Annotated in this window: 9 protein-coding genes; 5 read left to right on the top strand and 4 right to left on the bottom strand. The window is 66.7% G+C overall.

The features are described 5' to 3' along the window. Positions 1–11: 11 nt before the first annotated feature. On the bottom strand, positions 12–905 hold the full coding sequence (locus tag AC0WRY_RS12165) for a LysR family transcriptional regulator (protein WP_194407209.1): 894 nt from the start codon (positions 903–905) through the stop codon (positions 12–14). A gap of 223 nt (positions 906–1128) precedes the next feature. On the opposite strand from AC0WRY_RS12165, the gene AC0WRY_RS12160 reads away from it, so the two are divergent. From AC0WRY_RS12160 to AC0WRY_RS12140, 5 genes are read left to right on the top strand one after another with little or no spacing between them, the layout of a single operon-like run. Continuing rightward, positions 1129–1605 carry a formate dehydrogenase subunit gamma gene (locus tag AC0WRY_RS12160; protein ID WP_194407208.1) on the top strand — a complete coding sequence of 159 codons (477 nt, stop codon included), beginning with the start codon at positions 1129–1131 and terminating at the stop codon, positions 1603–1605. Continuing rightward, positions 1602–3158, top strand: a complete 1557-nt coding sequence (locus AC0WRY_RS12155) for a formate dehydrogenase beta subunit (protein ID WP_194407207.1) — start codon at positions 1602–1604, stop codon at positions 3156–3158. Before AC0WRY_RS12160 ends, AC0WRY_RS12155 begins: the two co-directional genes overlap by 4 nt. A 10-nt stretch (positions 3159–3168) precedes the next feature. Beyond that, a complete protein-coding gene (fdhF, locus tag AC0WRY_RS12150; RefSeq protein WP_194407206.1) occupies positions 3169–6042 on the top strand; it encodes a formate dehydrogenase subunit alpha in 2874 nt (957 codons plus the stop codon). 4 nt (positions 6043–6046) lie between these two features. Beyond that, positions 6047–6874: a formate dehydrogenase accessory sulfurtransferase FdhD gene (fdhD, locus tag AC0WRY_RS12145; RefSeq protein ID WP_194407205.1), complete on the top strand. Its 828-nt coding sequence runs from the start codon at positions 6047–6049 to the stop codon at positions 6872–6874. Next, entirely contained in the window at positions 6864–7097 is a 234-nt protein-coding gene (locus AC0WRY_RS12140) for a formate dehydrogenase subunit delta (protein WP_194407204.1), read from the top strand. Before fdhD ends, AC0WRY_RS12140 begins: the two co-directional genes overlap by 11 nt. On the opposite strand, the gene AC0WRY_RS12135 is transcribed toward AC0WRY_RS12140, so the two are convergent. From AC0WRY_RS12135 to AC0WRY_RS12125, 3 genes are read right to left on the bottom strand one after another with little or no spacing between them, the layout of a single operon-like run. Then, entirely contained in the window at positions 7072–10041 is a 2970-nt protein-coding gene (locus AC0WRY_RS12135; protein WP_194407203.1) for a bifunctional [glutamine synthetase] adenylyltransferase/[glutamine synthetase]-adenylyl-L-tyrosine phosphorylase, read from the bottom strand. The two genes, AC0WRY_RS12140 and AC0WRY_RS12135, sit on opposite strands and share 26 nt — an antisense overlap. After that, on the bottom strand, positions 10038–11498 hold the full coding sequence (locus tag AC0WRY_RS12130) for a sensor histidine kinase (RefSeq protein WP_194407202.1): 1461 nt from the start codon (positions 11496–11498) through the stop codon (positions 10038–10040). Before AC0WRY_RS12130 ends, AC0WRY_RS12135 begins: the two co-directional genes overlap by 4 nt. Then, positions 11482–12162, bottom strand: coding sequence for a response regulator transcription factor (locus AC0WRY_RS12125; RefSeq protein ID WP_194407201.1), 681 nt, complete (start codon positions 12160–12162; stop codon positions 11482–11484). The genes AC0WRY_RS12130 and AC0WRY_RS12125 overlap by 17 nt, the downstream gene beginning before the upstream one ends. Positions 12163–12309: the final 147 nt, after the last annotated feature.

Raw genomic sequence — 12309 nt, 5'->3', positions numbered from 1 at the left:
TGCATTCTGCTCTACAATTGCAGCGACGGCGCCACTTCCCGCGCGACATTGACCAGCGCCGCGATCAGCGGCGTCATCGGATCGCGCTGCGGGATGACCATGCCGATGCTGTAATTGACGTCGGGATCGACGATCGGGATCGAGCGCACCGTGTCGGACAGACCGAGCGTCTCGGCGAGCTTGGCCGGCATCACGCTCGCCCACCGTCCCGTCTTGACATGCGTGAACAGCACCAGCAGCGAGTTCGAGGTCAGGGTCGGCGTCGCCTCTGCGCCGACCGAGCGCAGCGCGCGGTCGATGATGCGGCGGTTCTGCATGTCGGGCGTCAGCAGGCAGAGCGGCACCTGCCCGACCTCGGTCCAGGTCACCGTCTCGCGGTCGCCGAACATCGCATCCGGCGCGGTCAGAAGACGATAGCTCTCGTTGTAGAGCGGAATGGTCCGCACCTTTCCGATCGGCTCGTTCTCGATATAGGTCAGCCCCGCATCGACTTCGAGATTTTCCAGCAGCCCGAGCACCTCGGACGAGGTGGTGGACTGGATGCGGAAGCGCACTTCCGGATGCTTTGCACGGAACGGCGTCGTCAGCGCGGCCACCATGCCGAGCACGGTCGGGATCGCCGCGATGCGGATCTCGCCGGAGAGCTGGTGCTTCAGCCCGTTGATCTCCTCGCGCATCGCGCGGGCATCGCCGACGATCCGCCGCGCCCAGTCGAGCGCCCGCTCGCCTTCGGGCGTAAAGCCCTGGAAGCGCGACCCGCGCTGGACCAGCATCACGCCGAGGATCTCCTCGAGCTGCTTCAGCCCGGTCGACATCGTCGGCTGCGTCACGCCGCAAACCTCCGCCGCGCGTCCGAAATGCCGCTCCTTCGCCAGCGCCAGCAATAGTTCAAGCTTGTCGATCAACCGCCAGTCCTCTCGGATCCATCGTGGCATGCAAGCTAGCACGCCTGGCCTGCACCAACACGCGAAAACCGGCAGCCGATCCAGTTTTCATTGCCATTTCGTATCGATCGATTGCGGTTGCAAATCGATCTGAATTCGCAATCGCAGCACGGGACGGCTTTATTGATCTTCGAATGATTCCAACTAGTTTGCGCTGAGGAAACGCTCAGGTTGAGAACGAAGAATGACAGCGCTTTTTGAGCCTTGGAACGAGACGCGCGGCGGCGAGATCATCGCCGAACATGCCAACCAAGAGGGCGCGACGCTGGTCATCCTGCATGCGTTGCAGGAAGCCTTCGGCTATGTGCCGGAGGCCGCGATCCCGATGGTGGCGCAGGCGCTCAATCTGTCGCGCGCCGAAGTGCATGGCGTGTTCACGTTCTACCACGACTTCCGCCACAAGCCCGCCGGCCGCCGCGTGCTGAAGCTGTGCCGCGCGGAGGCCTGCCAGGCCGCGGGCGGCGATGCGTTGGCTGCGCGCGCAGAAGCAAAGCTCGGCGTGTTGCTTGGCAACACCACGGCCGACGATCGCGTCACGCTGGAGCCGATCTACTGCCTCGGCCTGTGCGCGACCGCTCCGTCCGCGATGCTCGACGGCCGCCTGATCGGCCGGCTCGACCAGAAGCGCCTCGATGCCCTCGTTGCGGAGGCCCAGCGATGAGCTTGCGTCTGTTCGTCTCACGTGACGCCGGCGCAGTCGCCGTCGGCGCCGACGAAGTTGCCCTGGCGCTGAAGCAGGCAGCAAGCAAGCGCGGCGTAGGAATCGAGATCGTCAGGACCGGCTCGCGCGGGATGTATTGGCTCGAGCCGCTGGTCGAGGTGGCGACCCCCCAGGGCCGGATCGCCTTCGGTCCGGTCACGGAAGCCGACGTGCCCTCGCTGCTCGACGCGCTCGCCAGCAACACACCGCATGCGTTGCGGCTGGGGGCAACCGACGAGATTCCCTGGCTGAAGCGCCAGACCCGCCTCACCTTCGCCCGCTGCGGCGTGATCGATCCGCGCTCGCTCGACGATTACCGCGCCCATGGCGGCTACAAGGGCTTTGAGCGCGCGCTCTCGCTCGGACCCGAGGCGATCCTGAGCGAAGTCACGGCATCGGGCCTGCGCGGCCGCGGCGGCGCGGGCTTCCCGACCGGCATCAAGTGGAAGACCGTCGCGCAGGCCAAGGCCGACCGCAAGTTCATCGTCTGCAACGCCGATGAAGGCGACAGCGGCACCTTCGCCGACCGCATGATCATGGAAGGCGATCCTTTCCTGGTGATCGAGGGCATGACGATCGCCGGCCTCACCGTCGGCGCGACCAAGGGCTACATCTATATCCGCAGCGAATACCCGCACGCGGTCGAGGCGTTGAATGCGGCCATCGCAGCCGCCAAGCGCGGCGGCTATCTCGGCGACAGGATCGGCGGCTCGACTGACAGCTTCGATCTCGAAGTCCGCGTCGGCGCCGGCGCTTACGTTTGCGGCGAGGAAACCTCGCTGCTGGAAAGCCTCGAAGGCCGGCGCGGCATCGTGCGCGCCAAGCCGCCGCTGCCGGCGCATCACGGCCTGTTCAGCAAGCCGACCGTCATCAACAACGTGCTGTCGTTCGCGGCTATCCCCTTCGTCCTCGCCGAAGGCGCCAAGGCCTATGCGGATTACGGCATGGGCCGTTCGCGCGGCACCATGCCGATCCAGCTCGCCGGCAACATCCGCCATGGCGGGCTGTTCGAGACGGCGTTCGGCGTGACGCTCGGCGAGCTCGTCGACGATATCGGCGGCGGCACCTTCACCGGCCGCCCGGTTCGCGCCGTGCAGGTCGGCGGGCCCTTAGGCGCCTATTTCCCCCGCGCGCTGTTCGACACGCCGTTCGACTACGAGGCGTTTGCCGCCCGCGACGGCCTGATCGGCCATGGCGGCATCGTCGTGTTCGACGACAGCGTCGACATGCGCCGGCAGGCGCGCTTCGCCATGGAGTTCTGCGCCGTCGAATCCTGCGGCAAGTGCACGCCCTGCCGGATCGGCTCGACCCGCGGCGTCGAGACCATCGAGAAGATCATCAACGGCGAGCGCGTCCATGAAAACCTCGCGCTGGTCGAAGACCTCTGCAACACCATGAAATTCGGCTCGCTCTGCGCACTCGGCGGTTTCACGCCGTACCCTGTGCTGAGCGCATTGAAGCACTTCCGGGAGGACTTCATCCCGGCACCGACCACGCTTCAGGCCGCGGAATAGGAGAACGACGATGTCTCTGATCGAAGAAATCGACTACGGCACGCCGCGCTCGAAGTCGGAAACGATGGTCACGCTGACCATCGACGGCAATGAGGTCACGGTGCCCGAGGGCACCTCGATCATGCGCGCCGCGATGGATGCCGGTCACCAGATCCCGAAACTCTGCGCGACCGATATGGTCGACGCGTTCGGTTCCTGCCGTCTCTGCCTCGTCGAGATCGAGGGCCGCGCCGGAACGCCGGCGTCCTGCACCACACCGGTGATGAACGGCCTCGTCGTGCACACCCAGACCGAGCGGCTGAAGAAGCTGCGCAAGGGCGTGATGGAGCTCTACATCTCCGACCACCCGCTCGACTGCCTGACCTGCGGCGCCAACGGCGACTGCGAATTGCAGGACATGGCCGGCGCGGTGGGCCTGCGCGACGTGCGCTACGGCTATGAGGGCGAGAACCATGTTTTCGCCAAATCCCATGGCTGCGACAACGACCATTGGATGCCGAAGGACGAGTCCAACCCGTACTTCACCTATGATCCCTCCAAGTGCATCGTCTGCTCGCGCTGCGTCCGCGCCTGCGAGGAGGTGCAAGGCACCTTCGCGCTGACCATCTCCGGCCGTGGTTTCGACAGCCGCGTCTCGCCTGGCATGAGCGAGAGCTTCCTCGGCTCGGAATGCGTGTCCTGCGGCGCCTGCGTGCAGGCCTGCCCGACCGCGACGCTGACCGAAAAATCCGTGATCGAGATCGGCCAACCCGAGCACTCCGTCGTCACCACCTGCGCCTATTGCGGCGTCGGCTGCACTTTCAAGGCCGAGATGCGCGGCGAGGAAGTCGTGCGCATGGTGCCCTACAAGGACGGCAAGGCCAATCGCGGTCATTCCTGCGTCAAGGGCCGCTTCGCCTGGGGCTACACCAACCACGGGGAACGCATTCTCAAGCCGATGATCCGCGACCGGATCGAGGATCCCTGGAAGGAAGTGTCCTGGGACGAGGCGTTCTCGTTCGCCGCGACCAGGATGCGCGGCATCCAGACGAAGTACGGCCGCGATGCCATCGGCGGCATCACCTCGTCCCGCTGCACCAACGAAGAGACCTATCTGGTGCAGAAGCTGATCCGCGCCGGCTTCGGCAACAACAATGTCGACACCTGCGCCCGGGTCTGCCACTCCCCGACCGGCTATGGCCTTGCCACCACCTTCGGCACCTCCGCAGGCACGCAGGATTTCGACTCGGTCGAGGACACCGATGTCGTCGTGGTCATCGGCGCCAACCCGGCCTCCGCTCACCCGGTATTCGCTTCGCGACTGAAGAAGCGGCTGCGCCAGGGCGCCAGGCTGATCGTGATCGATCCGCGCCGCACCGAGATGGTGGAATCGCCGCATGTGAAGGCGCTGCACCTGCCCCTGATGCCCGGCACCAACGTCGCGGTCATGACCGCGCTGGCGCATGTCATCGTCACCGAAGGCCTCGTCAACGAAACCTTCGTGCGCGAGCGCTGCGACTGGAGCGAGTTCGAGGAATGGGCGGCTTTCGTCGCGCAGCCCAAGAACAGCCCGGAAGCCACCGCCATCCTCACCGGCGTCGATCCGAAGGACCTGCGCGAAGCCGCCCGCACCTACGCCACCGGCGGCAACGGTGCGATCTATTACGGTCTCGGCGTCACCGAGCACAGTCAGGGCTCGACCACCGTGATCGCGATCGCGAACCTCGCGATGGTCACCGGCAATATCGGCCGCCCCGGCGTCGGCGTGAATCCGCTGCGCGGCCAGAACAACGTGCAGGGTTCCTGCGACATGGGCTCGTTCCCGCACGAGCTGCCCGGCTATCGCCACATCTCCGGCGATGCCGTGCGCGACCAGTTCGAGGCGCTGTGGAACGTCAAGCTCAACCCCGAGCCGGGCTTGCGCATTCCCAACATGTTCGACGCCGCGGTCGAAGGCACGTTCATGGGGATCTACGTGCAGGGCGAGGACATCCTCCAGTCCGACCCCAACACCAGCCACGTGGTGGCGGCGCTGTCGGCGATGGAATGCGTCATCGTTCACGACCTCTTCCTCAACGAGACCGCGAACTACGCCCACGTCTTCCTGCCCGGCTCGAGCTTCCTCGAGAAGGACGGCACCTTCACCAACGCCGAGCGCCGCATCCAGCGCGTGCGCAAGGTGATGACGCCGAAGAACGGCATGGCCGACTGGGAGGTCACGATCGGCCTCGCCAAGGCGATGGGTTTCGAGATGAACTACAGCCACCCCTCGGAGATCATGGACGAGATCGCGGCGCTGACGCCGACCTTCGCCGGCGTCTCCTACGCCAAGCTCGACGAGCTCGGCTCGGTGCAGTGGCCCTGCAACGAGAAGGCGCCCGAAGGCACGCCGGTGATGCATATCGACGGCTTCGTCCGCGGCAAGGGCAAGTTCGTCGTCACCGAATATGTCGCGACCGACGAGCGCACCGGCCCGCGCTATCCGCTGCTGCTGACGACGGGGCGCATCCTCAGCCAGTACAATGTCGGCGCGCAGACCAGGCGCACCGAGAACGTGGTCTGGCATGCCGAGGATCGCCTCGAGATCCATCCGCACGACGCCGAGCAGCGCGGCGTCCGCGACGGCGACTGGGTGCGGCTGAAGAGCCGTGCCGGCGAGACCACGCTACGCGCGGAGATCACCGACCGCGTCGCGCCCGGCGTCGTCTACACCACCTTCCACCACCCGGACACGCAGGCCAACGTCATCACGACAGACTATTCGGATTGGGCGACCAATTGTCCCGAATACAAGGTCACGGCGGTCGAGGTCTCGCCCTCGAACGGCCCGTCGGACTGGCAGAAGGCCTATGACGCGCAGGCGCGGCAGTCGCGTCGCATCGCGCCGGCCGAGGCCGCGGAGTAACGGCATGCACGTCGCGGTTCAGGCGATCGATCGCGGAATCTGGCGCAACGGCGTGGCGTCCGAAGGAACGCGCTTCATTCCGGAGGAGACGCCGCTGGCGCTGACCTATAATGGCGGCACCTACGCCGTCATGATGGGAACGCCGCAGAACCTGGAAGACTTCGCGGTCGGCTTCAGCCTCAGCGAGGGCATCGTCAAGTCGGTCGACGATATCCGCTCGCTCGAAGTGGTTCGCCTGGACGACGGCATCGAGCTCAGGATGTGGCTTGCGCCTGAGGATGCCGCGCGCATCAGCGAGCGCCGTCGCCACGTTGCCGGACCGACCGGCTGCGGCATCTGCGGCATCGAGTCCATTGCCGAAGCCGTGCGGCCCGCGGCGGTCGTGTCGCGGGGCCAGCGCTTCACGCCGGAAGAGATCATGGCGGCGATGCAGGCCATCGCGCCCTTGCAGTCGATCAACCTGCAAACCCGCGCGGTGCACGCCGCCGCATTCTGGTCCCCCGCCGGCAACATCGTCGCGCTGCGCGAGGACGTCGGCCGCCACAACGCGCTGGACAAGCTCGCGGGCTCGCTGGCGCGAAGCCGCACCGACGCCGCGGCCGGCATGGTGCTGCTGACGAGCCGCGTCTCGGTCGAGATGGTGCAGAAGGCCGCCGCGATCGGCGCATCAGTGATGATCGCGGTGTCCGCGCCGACCGCGCTCGCAATACGCACCGCGGAAGCCGCCGGCATCACGCTGGTCGCGATCGCCCGGCAGGACGGATTCGAAATTTTTACGCACGGCAGCCGGGTCGCGGCTCGCCATGCTACGGAGGTTGCCGATGTCGCCTGACCGCCTGATCTACATGGCCAACCAGATCGGCACGTTCTTCCGCAGCCAGGGCCACGGCAAGGCCGTGCCGGGGATCGCCGAGCACATCAAGAAGTTCTGGGATCCCCGGATGAAGCGCGCGATCTTCGCCCATCTCGACGCCGGCGGCGCGGGCCTGGAGCCCGACGTGCGCGAGGCGCTCGCCTCTCTGAAGCAGGCTACACCCCTTCCAGCAGCGCCCTGAAGACGCGCCGCACCTCGCTCTGCGTCTCCTTCACGCGCGCCTCCAGCGACGAGAAATCCGGCGCGTCGCCGGCCCGCGCCATCACGCGCTGCAGATCGTTGCCGGCGGTTTCGGGCTTGAAGCGGTCGCTGACGCACAGCCGCAGGATCTGCGTCAGGTCGTGATAGAGCCGCGCGGCGGCACGCAATATCCCGGTCTCCGATTGGGGCAACACGCCAAGCCTGCAGGCGTTGTCGAGCACCTGCATGGTGCTGACATCGAGGATCTCCGGCTTGTCGTGCGCGTGCACGAGCTGGAGATATTGCGCGATGAAGTCGATGTCGACCATGCCGCCGGCGGCATGTTTGAGATCCCAGCAGTCGGCCTCGCCCTTCTCCTGGGCAATGGCGCGCCGCATGTCGGCGACGTCGTTGGCGGTGATCACGGGATCGCGGTGGCGGGTCAGGACGTCGCGGATGACGCGCTCGATCCGTTCCCGGAATTCCGGCGAAGCCGATACCACGCGGGCGCGCGTCAGCGCCATATGCTCCCAGGTCCAGGCCTCGTTGGCCTGATAATCGGCGAATGAGACGAGGCTCGAGGCCACCGGGCCGGCGCGTCCCGAGGGTCGCAGCCGCATGTCGATCTCGTAGAGCACGCCGTAATTGGTGCGCGTCGTGAAGGCGCTGATCAGGCGCTGGGTCAGCCGCGCGAAATAATGCGCGCCCTGCAGCGATTTCGGCCCATCGGAGTCAGGATTGTCGGCGTCGAAATCGTAGAGCAGGATCAGGTCGAGATCGGACGAGGCCGTCATCTCGCGGCTGCCGAGCCGGCCCATGGCGATGATCGCGGTCTCCTGCCCCTTGATACGGCCGTGCTGGGCGGCGAAGCGGTCGGCCACGAGTCCATGCACGGTGTGGACGATGCCTTCGGCGACATCGGCAAAGGCCGTGCTCGCCTGCTGCGCCGAGACGGTACCGGAGAGGATCCGCGTGCCGATCAGGAACAGGCTCTCCTGCCCGAACAGGCGCAGGCGATCGAGGAACTCTTCGTAGGAGCCGGCATCCTGCACGGTCGCAGCCAGCCGCCCCGACAATTCCTGCCGGTCCGGCATGGCGCCGAAGAAGCGCGGATCGATCAGGCCATCCATCAGCTGCGGCTGCCGCGCCAGCATCTCGCCTAACCGCGGCGCCGCGCCCAGCACCAGCGCCACCAGCGCGACGAGCTCGCGGTTCTGGCCGAGGAGCATGAACAGCCGACCGCCGCGCTGCAGCGCGCCCAGGAATTGATCGAACGCCACGACGGCGCGATCCGGCTCCTCGGCATGGGCAAGCCCGTCGATCAGCGCCGGCACGAATTCCACGAAGGCATTCCGCGTGGCGTCATTGCGGAACACGCGATAGTCGCCGGTGACCCAGTCGCGCACGGTTTGCGCCACTGCGGCAGGCTTCTTGAAGCCGAGCGCTGCGAGGTGCTGCAGCATGCGCGGATCGTCGGGACCGGCGCTGTAGTCGAGCGCCGGCAGCTTGGCCGTGCCGGTCGGATCGTCGCCCTCGAACAGCTTTTCGTAGTGCCCCTGCACGATCTTGAGCTGCCGCAGCAGGTCGCTCGCAAAGGCTTCGCGATCCCGATAGCCGAAGAAGCGCGCAAAGCGCTCGACCGCGTCCTTGTCTTCGGGCAGCGCATGGGTCTGCTCGTCCGCGATCATCTGGAGGCGATGCTCGACCCGGCGCAGGAATTCGTAGGCCGTCGTCAGCTCGTCGCGCGCAACAGAGGTGATCCAATTGCTCGACGCGAGAATGTCGAGCGCTCTCAGCGTCGGCCGCACCCGCAATTCCGGATGGCGGCCGCCGGCGATCAGTTGCTGGGTCTGTGCGAAGAACTCGATCTCGCGGATGCCGCCGCGGCCGACCTTGACATTGTGCCCCTCGACCGCGACCTCGCTCTGGCCGCGATAGGTCTGCATCTGCCGCTTCATGTCGTGGACGTCGGCGAGTGCGGCGAAGTCGAGATGCTTGCGCCAGACGAACGGCGCGATCTCGGCCAGCAGCGCCTCGCCCGCTTTGGCATCGCCGGCGCAGGCACGCGCCTTGATCATGGCGGCGCGCTCCCAGGTGCGCCCTTCCCGCTCATAATAGTTCAGCGCGGCGTCGCGCGAGATCGCCACCTGCGTCGAGGACGGATCGGGCCGCAGGCGCAGATCGACGCGGAACACATAGCCGTCATAGGTGCGCTGCTGCAGGATGCGCGCCATGCCTTGCGTGACGCGGACGAAGAACGGCTGCGGCTCGATGTCCGCGACCAGCGTCGTCGCATCGGGATCGAAGAACACGATGAGATCGATGTCGCTGGAATAGTTCAGCTCGCCCGCGCCCATCTTGCCCATGGCGAGCACGATCAGCCCGCAGCCCTCCTCGGGCGCCTCGGGATTGGGCGGCGCGATCTTGCCACGTGCGGCTTCCTGCCGCAGCAGGTATTGGAGCGCCGCCTGCACCGAAGACACCGCGACATCGGTCAGCGCCGCCGTCACCCGCAACACCGGCCAGACCCCGCCGATGTCGCACAGAGCCGTCAGCAGCGCGGCCTCCGCTTTCATGCGGCGAAGCAGCCGCATCACCTCGGCCTCATCCGCCGCCGCGAGCACCGCCTCCCTGGCGTCCGCGATGAGTTCCGTCAGATGCGCATCCGGATCGCATTCGAGCAGCCGGATCAGGCGCAAGGCATCGGCGCGCACCAGATCGAACAGATAAGGCGAGAATTCCGCGATACCGGCCAGGATGTCCCGGGCAAAGGGATGAGCCAGCAGCGTTTCGAGACGGGCCGATTGGGCCGGCTCGAGCTCGCTCAGCCAGCTTTCGAAACGTCGTTCGTCGGTTGTGGAAGCGGCAATATGGGGAGCCTCCGCGAAGCGCGCGGCCAGCCTCTCACCATGCTTGTCCGCGTTTCCCGGCGCGGAGTGGTTCATGCCACCTTCTGTGGCACATCCGGTATTGGCGGAGCAACCCTGTCGCCAGCACCGAGGCGCACCGGCAGCACTAGCGTGGCGACGAGGCCGGGCTGGGCGTCGTCCAATCTCAACTCGCCGCCATGCAATGTCGCGACCGCCGCGGCGAGGCTGAGACCGAGGCCGGAGCCCGGCAGCGTGCGGCTCGCTTCCAGGCGGACGAATCGTTCGACGGCATGCGCGCGGTCGGCCTCGGGTATCCCGGGACCGCGATCGGTGACGCTGAGCAGCACCTTGTCGCCGTCGCGCCTCGCCTCGATCAGGATCGGCCGGGCCTCCATGCTGACCACGGTTCCGCCCGCCTGCGCGACCGGCTTGCCGTATTTGATCGCGTTCTCGACCAGATTGGCGAGCGCCTGACTGATCAATTCGCGGTTGGCGTGAACAGGCGTCGGGTCGGCCTTGACCTTCAAGGTCATGCCGTCGTCCTCGGCGAGCGGCTCATAGAGCTCGTGAATGCCACCCGCGACCTCGGCCGCGTCGAAATCATCCATGTTGCCGCGCGCCTGTCCGGACTCGGCGCGCGCGATCATCAGCAGCGCGTTGAAGGTGCGGATCAGACCGTCGGATTCCTCGATGGTGCGCTCCAGCGCCGCCCGGTAATCGGCCTCGCAGCCCGATTTCGCGAGCGCCTCCTCGGCCCGGTTGCGCAGGCGCGTCAGCGGCGTCTTGAGATCGTGGGCGATGTTGTCGGAGACCTCCTTCAGCCCCGCCATCAGCGCCTCGATCCGCTCCAGCATGGCATTGAGGTTCTCGGCGAGGCGATCGAGCTCGTCGCCGCTGCGCCCGACCGGCAGGCGCTCGCTGAGATCGCCGGTCATGATGCGCTGCGCGGTCCCCGTCATCGCATCGATGCGCCGGAGCACGCGGCGCGCCACGAAGACGCCGCCGCCGAGGCCGAGCACCACGACGATCAGGACGGACCATTGCGCGGCCTTGGCGACGATACCGAACAGCCGCCGCCGCTCGGCAAGGTCGCGGCCGATCAGGAGGCGGAAGCCGTTCTCGAGTTCGGTGACACGCACCAGCGCACGATGGTCGCGGTCGTCGGCGTCCTCGATCCGCCGGTAGGCGGTCTCCGACCAGCCGCGCGTCGCCATCACGCCGGGCGCCAGGGAGCCGACATTGCCGGCGATCGCCTGCCCGGTCGGCGTGGTCACGAGATATAGGTTGGCGCCCGGCCGCAGCGCCCGGTATTCGATCGCCAGCACGAGAGCCCGCAGGCCCCGGCGGCCGTAGATCTCGGAGATCTCCGAGGTCTCGGCATTGACCGTCTGCGTGATCTCCTCGGTGATCAGCCGCCGCGTATTCCAGGCGAAATAAGCCAGCAGCGAGGCCGCGAACATCGCGAACAGCAGCAAATAGACCAGCGTCAGCCGGAATGCCGTGGTGCGGACGAGTTTACCGAATGCCGTCACGGATCATGTACCCGGCGCCGCGGATCGTGTGCAGCAGCGGCCGCTCGAATCCCTTGTCGATCTTGGAGCGCAGCCGCGAAATGTGCACGTCGATCACGTTGGTCTGCGGATCGAAATGATAGTCCCAGACGTTCTCCAGGAGCATGGTCCGCGTCACCACCTGGCCGGCATGCTTCATGAGATATTCGAGCAGGCGGAATTCGCGCGGCTGCAGCGTCAGCTCGTCCTTGCCGCGGGCGACGCGATGCGAAAGCCGGTCGAGTTCGAGATCGCCGACGCGGTAGAGCGTGTCCTCGGCGGGCCCGCCGCGGCGGCGCGACAGCACCTCGACCCGGGCTAGCAGCTCGGCGAAGGAATAGGGCTTTGGCAGATAGTCGTCGCCGCCGGCGCGCAGGCCCTTGATGCGGTCGTCGACCTGCCCGAGCGCGGAGAGAATCAGCACCGGCGTGGTGTTGCCTTTGTCGCGCAGCGCGCCGATGACAGACAGTCCGTCGCGCTTGGGCAGCATGCGGTCGACCACCAGCACATCATAATCGCCGCTCTCGGCCATGGCGAGGCCCTCCTCGCCGTCTGCGGCGTGGTCGGCAATATGTCCGACTTCGCGAAACGCCTTCACGAGGTAGTCGGCGGATTCGCGGTCGTCTTCGATGATGAGGAGGCGCATCGTGCGTTCGGCGGCGGTCAAGGAGGTCAACCTTCTCTAAACATGGCGCGAGCGGCAATCGCATGCAAGCCGAGTGGGAGACTCTGGCATCAGGAAAAAAGGCGGGCGGTGAAGCTGGGGGGACTCCACCGCCCTAGGCCTTCCGAC

The organism is Bradyrhizobium sp. T-12 (assembly GCF_058314695.1).
The sequence above is the reverse complement of the archived record's forward strand: the minus strand, read 5'-3'. Positions and strand labels throughout refer to the sequence as shown.